The organism is Acetobacterium sp. KB-1 (assembly GCF_003260995.1).
Classification (GTDB): Bacteria; Bacillota; Clostridia; order Eubacteriales; family Eubacteriaceae; genus Acetobacterium; species Acetobacterium carbinolicum.
Window position 1 is genome coordinate 1,234,999 of the sequence record NZ_CP030040.1, and the last position, 14,326, is coordinate 1,249,324.

At 43.6% G+C, this 14,326-nt stretch carries 16 protein-coding genes; 6 read left to right on the forward strand and 10 right to left on the reverse strand.

Annotated elements, in window-relative coordinates; genetic code table 11:
* Nucleotides 1-25: 25 nt before the first annotated feature.
* The 6 genes from DOZ58_RS05725 to DOZ58_RS05750 all read right to left on the reverse strand — a co-directional run bounded on the left by DOZ58_RS05725 (nt 26) and on the right by DOZ58_RS05750 (nt 3,795).
* Nucleotides 26-310: a DUF5320 domain-containing protein gene (locus DOZ58_RS05725; RefSeq protein ID WP_111887444.1), complete on the reverse strand. Its 285-nt coding sequence runs from the start codon at nt 308-310 to the stop codon at nt 26-28.
* 23 nt (nt 311-333) lie between these two features.
* A complete protein-coding gene (locus tag DOZ58_RS05730) occupies nt 334-534 on the reverse strand; it encodes a hypothetical protein (RefSeq protein ID WP_111887445.1) in 201 nt (66 codons plus the stop codon).
* A 14-nt stretch (nt 535-548) separates the two neighbouring features.
* Nucleotides 549-716, reverse strand: a complete 168-nt coding sequence (locus DOZ58_RS05735; RefSeq protein ID WP_111887446.1) for a 4Fe-4S binding protein — start codon at nt 714-716, stop codon at nt 549-551.
* A 262-nt stretch (nt 717-978) separates the two neighbouring features.
* On the reverse strand, nt 979-1,938 hold the full coding sequence (locus DOZ58_RS05740) for a D-2-hydroxyacid dehydrogenase (protein WP_111887447.1): 960 nt from the start codon (nt 1,936-1,938) through the stop codon (nt 979-981).
* 54 nt (nt 1,939-1,992) lie between these two features.
* On the reverse strand, nt 1,993-2,316 hold the full coding sequence (locus tag DOZ58_RS05745; protein ID WP_111887448.1) for a cupin domain-containing protein: 324 nt from the start codon (nt 2,314-2,316) through the stop codon (nt 1,993-1,995).
* A gap of 171 nt (nt 2,317-2,487) precedes the next feature.
* Nucleotides 2,488-3,795 (reverse strand): hemolysin family protein, encoded by a 1,308-nt coding sequence (locus DOZ58_RS05750; protein WP_111887449.1) that lies wholly within the window; start codon nt 3,793-3,795, stop codon nt 2,488-2,490.
* 396 nt (nt 3,796-4,191) lie between these two features.
* Here DOZ58_RS05750 and DOZ58_RS05755 point away from each other — a divergent pair, with 396 nt between their 5' ends.
* The 6 genes from DOZ58_RS05755 (at nt 4,192) to DOZ58_RS05780 (ending at nt 9,763) form a co-directional block, all read left to right on the forward strand.
* Nucleotides 4,192-5,067 carry a CPBP family intramembrane glutamic endopeptidase gene (locus DOZ58_RS05755; protein ID WP_111887450.1) on the forward strand — a complete coding sequence of 292 codons (876 nt, stop codon included), beginning with the start codon at nt 4,192-4,194 and terminating at the stop codon, nt 5,065-5,067.
* A gap of 603 nt (nt 5,068-5,670) precedes the next feature.
* Nucleotides 5,671-6,462 carry a transporter substrate-binding domain-containing protein gene (locus DOZ58_RS05760; RefSeq protein WP_111887451.1) on the forward strand — a complete coding sequence of 264 codons (792 nt, stop codon included), beginning with the start codon at nt 5,671-5,673 and terminating at the stop codon, nt 6,460-6,462.
* A 203-nt stretch (nt 6,463-6,665) separates the two neighbouring features.
* On the forward strand, nt 6,666-7,355 hold the full coding sequence (locus tag DOZ58_RS05765) for an amino acid ABC transporter permease (protein WP_111887452.1): 690 nt from the start codon (nt 6,666-6,668) through the stop codon (nt 7,353-7,355).
* Between the two features lie 9 nt (nt 7,356-7,364).
* Complete coding sequence (locus tag DOZ58_RS05770) at nt 7,365-8,084, forward strand: amino acid ABC transporter ATP-binding protein (protein ID WP_111889689.1); 720 nt, start codon at nt 7,365-7,367, stop codon at nt 8,082-8,084.
* Between the two features lie 121 nt (nt 8,085-8,205).
* Complete coding sequence (locus DOZ58_RS05775) at nt 8,206-8,559, forward strand: P-II family nitrogen regulator (RefSeq protein WP_111887453.1); 354 nt, start codon at nt 8,206-8,208, stop codon at nt 8,557-8,559.
* The gene (locus tag DOZ58_RS05780; RefSeq protein ID WP_242988615.1) at nt 8,528-9,763 is read left to right on the forward strand and encodes a cation:proton antiporter; all 1,236 of its coding nucleotides are present in this window, start codon (nt 8,528-8,530) and stop codon (nt 9,761-9,763) included. The genes DOZ58_RS05775 and DOZ58_RS05780 overlap by 32 nt, the downstream gene beginning before the upstream one ends.
* 83 nt (nt 9,764-9,846) lie before the next feature.
* Here the strand turns inward: DOZ58_RS05780 and DOZ58_RS05785 are convergent, their stop codons facing one another.
* The 4 genes from DOZ58_RS05785 to DOZ58_RS05795 form a co-directional block, all read right to left on the reverse strand.
* A complete protein-coding gene (locus DOZ58_RS05785; protein ID WP_111887454.1) occupies nt 9,847-10,797 on the reverse strand; it encodes an ABC transporter ATP-binding protein in 951 nt (316 codons plus the stop codon).
* Between the two features lie 4 nt (nt 10,798-10,801).
* Nucleotides 10,802-11,686, reverse strand: a complete 885-nt coding sequence (locus DOZ58_RS18870) for a glycine betaine ABC transporter substrate-binding protein (protein ID WP_242988616.1) — start codon at nt 11,684-11,686, stop codon at nt 10,802-10,804.
* Nucleotides 11,683-12,324 (reverse strand): ABC transporter permease, encoded by a 642-nt coding sequence (locus tag DOZ58_RS18875; RefSeq protein WP_242988617.1) that lies wholly within the window; start codon nt 12,322-12,324, stop codon nt 11,683-11,685. The genes DOZ58_RS18870 and DOZ58_RS18875 overlap by 4 nt, the downstream gene beginning before the upstream one ends.
* 101 nt (nt 12,325-12,425) lie before the next feature.
* Entirely contained in the window at nt 12,426-14,291 is a 1,866-nt protein-coding gene (locus DOZ58_RS05795) for a glutamate synthase-related protein (protein WP_111887455.1), read from the reverse strand.
* Nucleotides 14,292-14,326 lie beyond the last annotated feature (35 nt).

Sequence of the window (14,326 nt, forward strand, 5' to 3'; positions counted from 1 at the left end):
TCCTTTGTGATTCAAGGCTATTTTTTTAGTCTTCGATAACTTGGCGTTCAACATTCAGACTGGAAATCCGCTGATTAATGGATTCCAATTGCTTTTCATAGTATTCGGCCTGATTTTTCAGCATCGACACATCATTCGGGTTGCTGTTATCCCATCTGCGACAATAGGGATCGCCAAACCGATTATTGACAAAGCGATTATTTTTTCCGCCGCCATTTCTGCATCCACCCCGGCCCCGGCCACTACCTGACCCGCCTCTGCTACCAACTGATCCATCACCGATCGGGCCTGTTCCATCTCTTCCTGGCATTTTAATCCTCCTATTCTAATTTGTTATTCGCGAATCATTAAAGCTTGACATTTAGGACATTTAACCGAAGTGCATGGAAGTCCAGCTTGATGTGCTACCCTTTCTCCGCATTGCGGGCAAATACAATAAGCTGGTGCTCCAAAGCTATTCCCTTGCCCTCTTCGGCCACCGCCGCCACCAATAGACCCATCACCGATCGGACCTGTTCCATCTTTTCCTGGCATTTTAATCCTCCTTATTATAAATTAATCGCTTCAACCGGACATTCATCAACGCATGCGCCGCAGTCGATACATTCATCACTGACAGTCGCCTTACCTTCTACTACTTTTATTGCTTCAACCGGACACACATCCTCACATTTACCACAACCGATGCATTCTTCCTGATTAACTACTGCTGCCATCAAATCGCCTCCTTTCTGTATCCTAATCGTTAGACGTCTTATTTATATTTAACATATGTTATTAACTATAATATCGCTGTTATTAACATATGTCAATAACTCTTTTTAATTTTTTTCTAATCTCTCCCTTTATTATCAAAATTTCACTTCCCATCGTTATTAATCGTGATCTGCTTCGCGTTACTTTTTACCATTTATCAACCTTAAAAAAGCACACTTTGTTTTCAATAGTCTGAAAACAAAGTGTGCTTTTTTTTAAACTCTAACGACTCACTACATTTCTTTTATTACCTTTTAGATAGCAAGCCAAATTATCCACGGCAATGTCCATCAGCCGCTGCCGACTCTCCTGGGGCGCCCAGGAAATATGCGGTGTGATAATGATATTTTTAGCCTGGATTAGCGGGTTGGTTAGTTTAATGGGCTCCGTGGATACGACATCCACTGCTGCACCCCCCACCTTGCCGCTGTTGAGGGCATCCCGCAGATCATCTTCAACAATCAGCTGGCCGCGGGAGTTATTGATAATCAAAACCCCATTTTTCATCTTCGCAATATTTTTCGCGTTGATGATCCCCCGGGTCTCGTCAAAAAGTGGGCAATGAAGGATGATCACATCGGCTGCTGCAAACAGTTCATCCTGCGTTACATACTGACAGGTTTCTGATTCCAGCTCCGGGTACTTATTGATGTCACTGGCCAGCACCTTCATCCCCAGAGCCTGAGCAATGTGCCCGGTGCGCTGGCCGATTTTTCCAAAGCCAATGATCCCCATGGTTTTTCCACTTAGTTCAATCTGCGGGTAATTCCAGTAGCACCAATCTGGGTTATTGGCCCAGTCACCAGAAAACACCGAACGGGAATGATCGCCAATACGATGACACAATTCCATCAACAAAGCAATCGCAAACTGAGAGACCGCATCAGTACCATAGGTGGGAATATTGGTCACTGTGATGCCCCGCTCTGCGGCTGCAACTACATCCACGACATTATAGCCGGTAGCCAACACCCCAATGTATTTGATCTGTTGGCAGACTGTCAGGATTTCTTTCGTGATGGCGGTCTTATTGGTGATAACTATTTCTGCATCCCCGATCCGCTGGATCACATCGGCTTTGGTCGTCCGATCATAAACCGTTACCTTCCCTAATTTTTCCAGACCATCCCAACTGAGATCGCCGGGATTTAATGTATGGCCATCTAAAACGATTATTTTCATTTTTGTCACCTGTTTCTATATGATTTCATATTTCTCTTTTGTCTATTTCTTACTTTATTCAGGCAGTTCTTCTGGTGGCGGGGCTTTGATCAGGATTAGCTCAAGGGTTTCCGGATTAAAGTTATTAAGAATCATTTTGGTATTAAAGGGTATTTTCAAAACAGTGCCCGTTGGATAGGCATAGTAATCCTGTTCATCCAGCTGTAGGGAGACAATTCCTCTTATTACCGTCATATAAACAACGGCGTTGGTATAATGCTCGGGAAATCCGTCACTCTGATTAATAATCGCATGTATATAATGGAGATTTTCATCTAGAATAACTTTTTCGACGATTTTATCATCTCCACCAGTTAGTTTAAATAATTGTTCTACCATTTAGTTTTCTCCTCTCATTGAACGTGTCTTGATTTATTAGACTGATGTTTATTTATATACCCTCTCTTTTCTGACTTAACAACAATATTATTAATCGCATTAAAAAAGGTGACCTTCCGATCAGGCAACCTCAATGATTATTCATAATTTTTTTGTATAAACAGCCGATACCTACTTTTTTTTAGTTCCCATATAAACAATCACCTTTTCAATTCGCTTATCCGATACCTCTAGAATTTTGATCCTTAAATTCTCGTATACTATTTCCAAAACAGCTCCCTGCGGTGGGATATTACCAATAAGACCGATAAGAAACCCGCTGAATGTTTCATACTCATCAACCGGCAATTCCACATCGATCAGTTTATCCAGATCGTCAAGACTAATCATACCGCTGACTTCATAGATATGATCTTCAATTTTTCTGAATTCATATTCCTCTTCATCAAATTCATCATAGATATCGCCCACAATTTCTTCAATGAGATCTTCAATCGTTACGATCCCCGCGGTTCCACCATATTCGTCGATAACCACCGCTATATGTGTTTTAGCTTTCTGCAGATCGACAAATAATTCATCAATTTTCTTACCTGTGGAAACATAGTAGGGCTTTCTAATATTCTCACGAATACTAAAATCACAGGTCTCATCGGCATTAATCAGAAAAATCAGGTCTTTGACATGTAAAATCCCAATGATATTGTCCACTGTTTCTTCGTACACAGGAATTCGGGTGTATTTTTCATCTTTAACACAGTTGATGAGTTCTTTAAGGTCAATGTCAACCGATACACAAAAGAGATCCATCCGGTGTGTCATAATATCAGAAACGGTTTTATTATTGAACTCGAAAACGTTGTTGATCATCGTCTTTTCCCGTTCGTTGATTGTGCCTCTTTCTCCACCTACATCTACCATCATTCGAATTTCTTCTTCAGTAACATTATCTTCTTCCGAATTAGGGTCGATTCCGGCCAAGCGGACAAAAAAGTTGGTCGAAACGGTTAAGAGTTTAACAATTGGTGCTGTAATTACTGATATAACTGATAATATTCCTACCGCAAAGAATGCAATGCTTTCGGATTTTTTCATGGCAATTCGTTTAGGTACCAGTTCACCCAAAACTAAAGTAAAATATGAAAGGATCAACGTAATCAGCACCAAAGTGGTAACTTTTAATACCCCGTCTGAAACGGGAATGTTGTACTGTTTTATAACCAACACAATCGGACCAGCAAAACTCTCTGCAGCAAAAGCACTGGCCATAAAGCCGGCTAAAGTAATGCCAATTTGAATGGTCGCCAGAAATCGGCTCGGTTCTCCCAGCAACTTAACAAGCAGTTGGGCTTTTTTATTGCCACCTTCCGCCATCAGTTTTATTTTGTTGTCATTTAATGAGATCAGGGCAATTTCTGACGCTGCGAAAAAAGCATTTACCAGAACTAATGCAAGTAAAAATATAATCTTTGTGATCAATCGTTTATCCTCCTAATTTTAACTACAAAAAAAGACGCACTAATATCTCTTCTTGAGATATTGCGGCCTCAAATAGTAAGAAAAACGATTGAAAACGATGAGATTAACACGATACATTTTAAAATTCTTTATGCACTTCTCAGTTTCCCCAGGTTCGTCGTCCATTTTTATTTCCTTTCGTAAAAACTTACTCGATAATGGATAAAGCTTATATCATTTCGCAAAATTTGTCAACTTGAATAGCTTTTTTTAGTAGGTCCATTTTTAATAAAATCACCTCCTGGTTGATCTTATCAACCAGAATCAACCGTAAATCCATTGAGTTTTTTTGTGAAAGGTTCTATAATCATGAGAAGGTAACAATTAAAACCATTTAAATAACAAAGGAGATACTCAATGAAACGAATTGGAATTTTTTTAGGAATAACTTTTTTTCTGACCTGGACCCTGGAATTTGCTTTGATGGCCAATGGTGGACTAACGAGCAGCTACGCCATCTTCGTGCTATCGGTCGTGATGTTGATGCCCGCCATTTCGGTGGTGGCCACCCGACTCATTACGAAGGAAGGGTTTAAGGATTTTGGTCTTAAGCCGCATTTAAAAGGCAATGTCCGTTACTATCTGGCAGCCTGGTTTGGCCCAGCTTTTTTGATTATCCTGGGAGCACTCTTCTATTTTTTGATTTTCCCCAGTCAGTTTGACCCCACGATGAGCCAAATGGCTGAGGTCTATGTGGCTCAAGGCCTTTCTCTTCCAGAAGGCACCCTGCTTACTATCTTTATAACTCAGTTGGCAATGGGGATTTTCATCAGCCCGATTCTTAACATTATCACTACCTCCGGTGAGGAAATCGGCTGGCGGGGTTATTTGCTGCCAAAACTGATGAAAATGTACAGCCCCCGGGTTTCCATTGTTATTTCTGGTATCATTTGGGGTTTATGGCATGCACCCATTATTGCAATGGGTCATAATTACGGCACGGGTTATCCCTCCGCTCCCTGGGGCGGTATTCTGGCGATGGTTGTCTTTTGTTTATTTGTCGGTTCTTTCTTCTCTTATCTGGCCATAAAAACCAAAAGCTTTCTTCCCGCTTCAATCGCCCATGGCTCCCTGAATGGCATGGCAGCAGTTTCTGTTTTTGTCACAATGGGAAACCCCAGCCCCTTTATTGGACCACTACCTGTTGGCATTATCGGCGGTATAGGATTTATCCTAACTGGAGCCCTCTGTTTTATATCGATCGGGAGACAACAATCACAACGACAAGAGTAACCTCAGCGAAAACGTGTTCTCGATTTCTTTGCTGAATTTACGCTGACTAAACATACATTTTGAAGAACTAAGCCCTATTTAATATTCGAACTTTCCGTGAGATCAAGCTAAATACTGATTTTAAGTTGACATAATCATAGAGATTTGATATAATATACTCAATAAAGTTGTGAAGTATGTACTTTGAGTAGTTTTTTTGGTGAGCTTATTTACGTGTTCTAAAACGTGGAAATATGTAAGCTAAGAGTTTAATAAATGAAATCTGTATCGAAAAACATTTTATGGAACTGGGGCTTGTGTAGGATCGTGAGGTCATACACTATACTATTGGGCAATTTTGCCATAAATGGTATATTGTGAGTTATTTTATAGCGAAGCTAGGGCACTCTAACTCTGTATTAACAGAGTTAGAGTGCCCTTTTTTTATATCAATTTATTGACACACTTATACCAATTGCCCCTAATCCATCTACTCAAGACATTCCGGGCTTTAGTGATCTGTTATTGGATGTACTAATCCCGTTGAATATAAATCAATACCAACTGGCTATAAAAATATCGAAAAAAACTTTGTTTTCGATTAGCCAAAACAAGGAGGAAGAAATGAAAAAGAAACAATTAATTATGATGACTGTCGGTGTTTTACTGACCTTAGTTCTCAGCGGATGTACCGGATCATCCGGTGATGAAACCACCTATTCAAAGATTATGGACAGTGGTGAAATGACTTTTGCCATGACTGGCGCCTATCCACCATTTAATTATATCGATGAGAATGGTGAACTGGCTGGATTTGATATCGAAATTGCTCATGCTCTCGCTGAAAAAATGGGCGTTACTGCTAAACCCATTACCGTGGAATGGGACGGCATCATTGGCGGACTTACCGGCAATCGTTTTGATATGATCATTGGTAGTATGGCTGTTACTGAAGACCGACTTAAAGAGGTTAGTTTTAGCGATCCGTACTACTATGATGGCGCTCAGTTTTTTGCCAAAGCAGGTTCTGGATTAAACAGCATTACTGAATTAGAAAATGGCAAGGTTGGAGTCGTTACTGGTACCACCTTCCATGAATATCTGGATGGGATGGAAAATATTGCTGAAATTCTTCAATTCCAAAGCGATGTTGATAATTTCAAAAGTGTCGATCAGGGTCGTTCTGATGGACTCGTTACCAGCAAGGTTGTTGGTGCCCGAGCCCCAATTGACTATGGGGTAGCGATTGAACCAATCGGGGATTTACTTTATACCGAAAACATTGCCATTGCCATTCGTCAGAATGATACGGAGCTATTGGAAGCAGTTAATACTGCCCTGGCAGCCATTATTGAAGATGGCACCTATGCAGAAATTAGTAACCGCTGGTTCGGAATGAACATTCTTGAAAAATAAAAATTTTGTAGTCAGGCAGTCCGGAACTCTTCCGAGCTGCCTGACTTCCTTTAAACCCCAGTCCGTATTTAAATAAATTTATAACCAAAATTTAACTAAATTAAAAAACTGTGACATCCGTATTTTTTTGTCGAGAGGATACGGATGTCATCATTTTATGGGTATACTAATTAGTACTTATTAAAAAAAACAGGAGGTATCCTATGGATGCGATCATAAATCTGGCAAACAATAGTATCGAATTCTTTAAAACCGTTGTCGAATTTGCCCCTAAGTTTATTCCCGGCGTTATATTAACGCTGGAACTGGCGTTTTTCTCCATCATACTGGGGATGGTCATCGGTCTGGTGGTTGCGGTTTTAAAACTGACCAAATATAAGTGGTTAAAAAAAATAATGGACGTCTATATCACCGTTGTTCGGGGAACGCCCCTTTTACTCCAATTGTACTTTATTTTTTATGGGCTCCCCAGTATGGGAATCATGATTGACAGTTTCCCCTCTGCGGTTATTGCCCTGGCCCTGCATAACGGTGCCTATATCAGTGAAATTTTCCGGGGTTCTATTGAATCCATCGACTATGGTCAGCGGGAAGCTGCCCGGTCTCTGGGAATGACCAAATGGCAAGCCATGAAACGGGTTGTGTTACCCCAGGCATTTAAGCGATCAGTACCAGCTTTGGGCAATCAGTTTATCATTGCAGTCAAGGACTCTTCCCTGGCCAGTGTTATCACGATCACCGAAACCATGCTGCTGGCCCGCCAGTTTGGTGCCGCCACCTTTAATGTATTCCCGATTTATTTCACCGCTGGGGTGTACTACCTAATTATCACCATGGGACTAACTAAACTCCTTAGTAAAGTCGAACAAAAGTTGAAAGTAAATGAGAGGTAAACAATGAGCATGATCGAAATTAAAAACTTACATAAATATTTTGGTGAACTGGAAGTCCTGCGCGGAATCGATTTAACCGTCGACGAAAGCGAGGTCGTCTGTTTGATTGGATCGAGTGGATCAGGAAAAAGTACCCTACTGCGCTGTATCAATTTCCTGGAAGAAAAAAACGAGGGTGAAATCTACATCGACGGCGAATTAGTCACATCAAAAGATATCAATGCCATCCGTCAAAAGGTTGGGATGGTCTTTCAGCGTTTTAACCTTTTTCCCCATATGACGGTTATTCAGAACGTGATGGAAGGCCCCGTCACCGTTAAAAAAATGGATAAAAAGAAGGCGCGAGGCCTAGCAATGGACCTGCTTGAGAAGGTTAACCTGCTGGATAAGGCCGACGAATACCCAGCGATGCTTTCCGGTGGACAGCAGCAACGGGTGGCCATTGCCCGCTCCCTGGCGATGGAACCAAAGGTCATCTTATTTGACGAACCCACCTCGGCCCTGGATCCTGAGCTGGTTGGAGAGGTATTGGGCGTTATGAATGACCTTGCCAAAGAAGGCCGAACCATGATTATTGTTACCCATGAAATGGGATTTGCCAAAGAGGTAGCCGATCGCGTCATCTTTATTTCTGAAGGTCAAATTGCTGAAGAAGGTCCTCCCGAAGAAATTTTTGATCACCCCCAAAATGAACGGCTACAGAGCTTTCTGGGACAAATTTTAGTATAAATCGCTTTTTGCCAATACACCTGAGACTACTCTTCAAACTATCTTTTTTGATCTGGCAGGGATTAAGTGTTATACTGAATGTATCACAAATTTTAATCAGAAATATCAGAGGAGGAAATTAATGAAGTTACTTGTTTATGTCTTAAGCCAGCCAGACAAACTGGATTCACTGCTGGCGGCATTGGCGTCTAAACGAATATGCGGTGCAACAGTGCTGGAAAGCCGGGGCATGGCCCGACAACTCAGCCATCTTCACGACGCTGACGAAATCCCTATTCTTGGTTCACTCCGTACCTTTCTCAATCCTGATGTGACGCAAGGCAATCTTATTTTTGTCATTCTTGAAGACGAAAAAATAGACCAGGTCATTGAAGTGATTGAAGCCACGGTATCAAACCTTGACGAAGCGGATTCGGGGATCGTGTTCACGATACCCGTCGATTTTGCGAAAGGTCTATGTTCAATTGGAAGCTAAACTCATCATTGAAATCGCCGTTATGCTTTTTGCCGGCCTCCTGCTGGGACGACTGGCCAAACAATTCAAAATGCCCAATGTCACCGGCTACTTGATTGCCGGACTTATTTTGGGACCGTCCTTCCTGAATCTTATCTCCATTGATATGGTCAATGGTTTTATGATCATCTCAGATGTTGCCTTGGGCTTTATCGCCTTTTCCATCGGTAGCCAGTTTGATCTCAACTATTTCCGGAAGGTCGGTATTGCCCCGATTGTGATTGCTACGGCTGAAGCTCTCATGGCCGTAATTCTGGTAACTCTGGTATTGATGTTATTTGGTTTTGACCCCAAGCTTTCGATCATGTTGGGGGCCATTGCGGCAGCAACCGCTCCTGCCCAAACCATTATGGTCATCAAACAATATGATGCCAAAGGCCCTCTGACTTCAATGTTGATGAGCGTTGTGGCGGCTGATGACGCCATTGCTTTGATCGCCTTTGGATTTGCTGCCACCATCGTTAATGCCATGAACGCAAGTGTCGAAACCAGTCTAATTCTTTCGATCCTCACCCCTTTTTATGAAGTTATCATTTCATTTATTCTGGGCGCCGCGGCCGGAATCCTGATGAAACTGTTTTTCCGTTTTTTCAAGAAGCCCTCCAATCAAATCTGCATTGTCATCGCTTTTATCCTGTTGACCTACTGGGTCGCTGATTTACTTCATGGTTCCCCTTTACTAGCCTGCATGGCCCTTGGTGGGGTACTTGTTAATATTTACCGGGATCAGATTGATGCGCTGCTAAAAGTCACCGATTCCTTTACACCGCCTATTTTTATGGTCTTTTTTGTCATCTCCGGGGCTGGATTTCAGATCTCGGCACTGCCTGCCATTGGGCTGATCGGCATCATCTATGTCGTTATCCGGGTTGTTGGCAAAATGGCTGGTGCCTGGTTAGGTGGCCGAGTCACCCATCAAGATAAAAACATCTGTACCTATCTGGGACCCACCCTGATGCCTCAGGCCGGGGTTGCACTTGGGTTGGTGGTGGTTGCCGCCAAGCTGGTTCCCCTCTATGCCGAACAGATTCAAGTGGTTATTTTGTGTTCTACCTTCATTTACTCGGTGGTTGGCCCTATTGCTGCCAAATACGCCCTGGTTAAAGCCGGAGAGATCAGACTCCCGGAATCCAAGCCTCTAGCACCGCATAAAATTCATTCTTAAACAAATATTGGCGAGGATGCCCGGATAAAAACGGGAATCCTCGCCATTTTAGTTGCCTTTTGTTTGAAAACCTAACTATCTTATCAGAACGTAAGCCGGGACAAACAGCCCAGATCAAAAGCACCAACAACCCGACCAGCGGTATCAAGGACACCAACAAGATTAACACCATTTTCCAAACACATCCGAATCCCCACAATCAGGGGATCTGCCTCCGACACCCAAAGGGACATTTCTTTGGTATTGCCATTGGAACTTTCATTAAAGGAACAAACCACCTGTTTGATTTTGACAATATTTAAATAGGATAAAAACCCCTTGTTCCCGATAAAATCATCGGCAAAATGACTTTTGTTGTGAAAAACGATGGTATCCCGGGAACCGACTTCCATAATTTCGCCCTGATTCATCACTACAATTTTGGTTCCCAGTTTAATGGCTTCTTCGATGTCGTGGGTGACAAAGACAATGGTTTTATTAAGCGTTTGATAAATCCGAATGATTTCATCCTGGAGCACCGCCCGATTAATTTGATCCACGGCGCCCAAAGGTTCGTCCATTAAAATAATTTCGGGATCTGCCGCCAGTGCCCGGGCAATACCGACTCGCTGCTTCTGGCCGCCGCTTAATTCGTTGGGGTATTTCCCCAGATAACCTTCTTCTAGCCCGACCAGATTAATTAGCTCCCGGGCCCGTTCCTTTTTTTTGGTTTCGCTGGTCTTTTGAATATCCAGAGCATAGGCAATATTTTTTTCAATGTTCAGATGAGGAAACAGCCCCACCTGCTGGATCACATAACCGATGTTTCGTTTTAGGGTAATCGGGTCCCATTCTTTGAGCTCTTTTCCTTTAATTCGGATTTCACCGCTGTTTGGTAAAATCAAACCGTTGATCATTTTTAGCAGGGTCGTTTTACCGCAGCCGGAAGGCCCGATCAGCACCACAAACTCCCCTTGTGAAACGGTCAGACTCAAATTCCTGATAATTGGCTTCTCTGTTTCATACTGTTGACTAACATCACTAAACTCAATCATCGGGTTATAACAAGCCTTTCGCTTTCAGGAATTCGGTGGCCACATCACCGGCATCCCGGTTTTCTTTTTCCACATAATAGTTCATCTGCTGCATTTCCTCATCACTAATCTGTCCCGCCAGTTGGTTAAGAATTGCTTCGAGTTCCGGATACTTGTCCAGGGTTTCCTGACGAATGACGGTGGCCGCTTCATAGGCCGGAAAAAAGTTCTGATCGTCTTTTAACACCTTTAAGTTATATTCCGCCAATAATCCATCCGTGGAAAAATTATTGATCACATCTACCTGACCCTCACCAATGGCCTTATATTTCAGGCCGATGTCCAGTTCTTTTTTTTCTTTAAAATTAAAACCGTAGGCTGTCACTAAACCCGGATAGCCATCTTCCCGTTCGTAAAAATCATATTCCGATCCCAACACCAGGCTGGCGCTCTGGGACGCCAAATCCGAGAAGGTATTAATCCCCATACTATCGGCTTTTGTTTTATCCATGGCCAATGCGTAGGTATCATTAAATCCATAACGATCCAACCAGATAAAATTATATTTCTCCTGATACTGGCTTTTAACCCCTTCGTAAAGGGCTTGCGAATCGGTAACCAGTTCATTTTTTAGCACAAACAGCCAACCAGTGCCGGTATACTCCGGGTACATATCAATTTCTCCAGATTCCATCGCTGGTTGAATATTAGCGGTTCCTCCGCCGATGCCCATTTTGTACTCGACTGTGATATCGGAGTTTGCTTCAATCAGTTGGCCCATCATTTCGGCAATGATATAGCTTTCTGCCATCGGTTTTGAAGCGATGACCACCTTCTTTTTTTCACTTTGGCAACCAGCCGCTAAAAAAATCAGCGCTGTAATTAATACTAAACTGATCCACTTTTTCATTTTGTCCTCCTTAATAATCTTTTTTCAATTATTCCCAATAATCCATCCGCAACAAAGGCCAGTAAGGCCACCAACAGACTGCCAGCCACCGTCATTTCACCAAAATTAGTGGTAATTCCCCGCCAGATCGCCACTCCCAATCCGCCAGCTCCGATAAACGAAGCAATCCCGGCCAGCGCAATAGTCATCACTACCATGTTGCGGATGCCAGCGATGATCACTGGCAGAGCCAGGGGGAACTGGATTTTCGAAAGCAGTTGCCAGGGAGTGCTACCCATCCCCACTGCCGCCTCCAAAATCTGATCATCCACTTCGATGAGCCCCACATAGGTGTTGCGAATCACCGGTAACAGTCCATAAATCACCAGGGCAATAATCGCTGTGGTATTGCCAATGCCGGTGATCGACACAAAAAAACCAAACATTGCAATCGAGGGAATGGTATACAAGACATTAGTCATACCAATCACGATGCTGGCAGCTTTTTTTGATTTGGAGATTAGAATGCCGGTGGTGATTCCTACCACCGTAATAATTACAATGGCAATTAAACTCAACAAGATGTGCTGCCATAGCAGTTCGATAAAAAAGTCGCTTCGCGTTTTGAGCAATTCGCCTAAATTTTTGAAAAATTCCATCGCTGTTCCCGTCTCTTTCCGATTATGTATCTGTAATTATGCTTATTCGATATTTTTATAAACTCAGGAGTCAACGACCGTTGCCCATCCGAGCGGTTTTTCTAGACATGCTCAATGTCAGTGTGAAGCGCGACCTCGTTGCTGATGGTCATTAAATCACTAACAGCCAGCCGGTGAATATCATCCCGGCCATTGGTCCGGGCAAACGCCTTTAGTTCGTTGGCGGTGCCGGTGTAAAAATTTTTAAATTGGAGCAAGGCTTTTTCTTCGTTAAAGAGGCTCCGTAATACTTTATCCTGGGTGGCGATCCCGGCCGGACATTTGCCGGTATGACAAATCCGGGACTGCAAACAGCCGATGGCAATCAGCGAGGCCGTCGCCAGAGCAATGACATCTGCCCCCAGGGCCAGCCCCTTGGCAATGTCCGAACTATCCCGAAACCCACCGGTAGCACAAAGGGTCACCTCACTGTTTAACTTATCTAAAAAGCGGCGAGCCCGGCGAATGGCAAAAATAGCTGGAATACCGACATTATCTTTGATAAATTTCGGGGTTGAACCGGTGGCACCACCGCGGCAATCAATGGTGATAAAATCCGGTTCGGCCATCAAAGCCATAGCCAGATCTTCTTCCAGATGACTGGTGGCAATTTTAATACCAATCGGAACACCATCGGTTATTTCCCGGATCCGGGCGACCCGCTTAACCAGATCCCGAATCTCATCTATCCCGGCCAACCGTGCGGGCGCCACCGCAGCTTCGCCTTTTTCAAGTTTTCTAATCCCGGCAATTTCCGATGTGATTTTTTCCTGGGGTAAATGGCCGCCCAGCCCGGGTTTAACCCCCTGGCCGATTTTTATTTCTACCGCATCCGCCTGTTTCATAATCGCTTCATCATAGGTAAACGCGGCGGTACCCTGTTCATAAATATAGTGTCTGGCGGCCTGGCGGGATTCCGGGAGCATGCCTCCTTCACCCGAACACATGGCGGTATCCACCAGGGTACTGCCTTTTGCCAAAGCAACCTTGGCTTCCTTAGATATAGCACCATAGGACATATGGGAGACATAAAATGGCAGGGCCAGCGTCAATGGTTTTTTGGCATGCTTCCCGATAACCGTTGTCAGACTGACCGTCACCTCTTCATTTAAGGGCATCCGATGTAATTGGGTGCCCTTAAAAAGCAGGGTGTTAAAATCCGGAAAGGTCTTAAGCGTTCGCATCGCGGAGTTCTCACTTATGCCCGTTTCGGCCATCTTTTTAATCGTCGCATATTTGTTATTGAACCGCTCGCCCTCTTGATCCTGATTTTTTAGTTCCCCGACCATTCCCGGATCAACAAATTTTTCGTACCAATGCTGACCACTGCAGAAGGGTTTATTTTGGGAATGACCGCATCGGCATAAACTACAATGCTCTTTAGATTCGGGCTGTTCTGACTCCGGCGTATCGCCCAGATCCAAAGAAATCCCGCCGCGTACATGGTAGGGTCCATCTTCATCTAGCTGAAGCGCTTCCACATCAGTAAAAGTATCCACCCGGACTCCGTCAATGGAATAGCTCAAGGCTCCGGAAGGACATTTTTTGATCGTTTCAATAATTAATTCTTTAACTTCGGCATCGGGATCAATCCAGGGTTCCACGCCCATCCGAAAAACTTTGGGCAACCCATCGGTACAGAAACCAGCATGAGAACAAATCCCCCGGTCATCATAAATGGTAATTTCCTGACCCACATAGGTATCCAATTGACGTGGTACCCGGTCCGGGCTTTTTTCGCCTGAAAAAGCAATTTTTCCATGGGTTCCATCACAAAATGGTTTTGTTTTTGACGCGCCACAACGACACAAAGCCACCGCCGGATCCGCCACCGTCACACTTCTGGTGGTGGATTCCTTGATCTCCGACAAACCAGTCACCACGTAGGGCCCGTCTTTTGATACCCGAATCAGCGTTTTTTTAACCATCGTATAAATCCCCTCTCATTTTACCTTATGGGTTG

What these genes read in the sequence shown, in the direction of transcription:
- DOZ58_RS05725 (WP_111887444.1), bottom strand. Translation starts at nt 310, where the DNA reads ATGCCAGGAAGAGATGGAACAGGCCCGATCGGTGATGGATCAGTTGGT.
- DOZ58_RS05730 (WP_111887445.1), bottom strand. Translation starts at nt 534, where the DNA reads ATGCCAGGAAAAGATGGAACAGGTCCGATCGGTGATGGGTCTATTGGT.
- DOZ58_RS05735 (WP_111887446.1), bottom strand. Translation starts at nt 716, where the DNA reads ATGGCAGCAGTAGTTAATCAGGAAGAATGCATCGGTTGTGGTAAATGT.
- DOZ58_RS05740 (WP_111887447.1), bottom strand. Translation starts at nt 1,938, where the DNA reads ATGAAAATAATCGTTTTAGATGGCCATACATTAAATCCCGGCGATCTC.
- DOZ58_RS05745 (WP_111887448.1), bottom strand. Translation starts at nt 2,316, where the DNA reads ATGGTAGAACAATTATTTAAACTAACTGGTGGAGATGATAAAATCGTC.
- DOZ58_RS05755 (WP_111887450.1), top strand. Translation starts at nt 4,192, where the DNA reads ATGAAACGAATTGGAATTTTTTTAGGAATAACTTTTTTTCTGACCTGG.
- DOZ58_RS05760 (WP_111887451.1), top strand. Translation starts at nt 5,671, where the DNA reads ATGAAAAAGAAACAATTAATTATGATGACTGTCGGTGTTTTACTGACC.
- DOZ58_RS05765 (WP_111887452.1), top strand. Translation starts at nt 6,666, where the DNA reads ATGGATGCGATCATAAATCTGGCAAACAATAGTATCGAATTCTTTAAA.
- DOZ58_RS05770 (WP_111889689.1), top strand. Translation starts at nt 7,365, where the DNA reads ATGATCGAAATTAAAAACTTACATAAATATTTTGGTGAACTGGAAGTC.
- DOZ58_RS05775 (WP_111887453.1), top strand. Translation starts at nt 8,206, where the DNA reads ATGAAGTTACTTGTTTATGTCTTAAGCCAGCCAGACAAACTGGATTCA.
- DOZ58_RS05785 (WP_111887454.1), bottom strand. Translation starts at nt 10,797, where the DNA reads ATGATTGAGTTTAGTGATGTTAGTCAACAGTATGAAACAGAGAAGCCA.
- DOZ58_RS18870 (WP_242988616.1), bottom strand. Translation starts at nt 11,686, where the DNA reads ATGAAAAAGTGGATCAGTTTAGTATTAATTACAGCGCTGATTTTTTTA.
- DOZ58_RS18875 (WP_242988617.1), bottom strand. Translation starts at nt 12,324, where the DNA reads ATGGAATTTTTCAAAAATTTAGGCGAATTGCTCAAAACGCGAAGCGAC.
- DOZ58_RS05795 (WP_111887455.1), bottom strand. Translation starts at nt 14,291, where the DNA reads ATGGTTAAAAAAACGCTGATTCGGGTATCAAAAGACGGGCCCTACGTG.